This is a genomic window from Calothrix sp. CCY 0018, assembly GCF_963920925.1.
GTDB lineage: Bacteria > Cyanobacteriota > Cyanobacteriia > Cyanobacteriales > Nostocaceae > Rivularia.
On sequence record NZ_CAWUDI010000156.1, the window covers coordinates 1 to 240 of the forward strand.

The following is a 240-nucleotide window of genomic DNA, read 5'->3' on the forward strand; positions in this document are numbered from 1 at the left end:
GAGTGCAATCCGCGCGGCACCAGCGGTCTGCACCTGTTCGGAGGGCGTCGCGAACTGGCTCTGGCGATAACCGGGCAGGCGGTCGGACTGGTCAGGGGACGTGAACGCGGGCATCTGGGATTGGCGATGTGGCTCTATGGACTGCCGGAAGCGTTGAAACAGAACCGGCTGGTCAACTGGTCGCGCGAACGGCGTGAGGGGCAGGACGTGATCGCTAGAGGCGGCGGTGCGGCGCCTGTC

General features: G+C 66.7%; 1 protein-coding gene. It reads left to right on the plus strand.

Annotated elements, in window-relative coordinates; all coding sequences use genetic code 11:
- Nucleotides 1-240, plus strand: a 240-nt coding sequence (locus ACM03V_RS34555; protein WP_414625326.1) for a hypothetical protein, incomplete at both ends; no start/stop codon positions are given.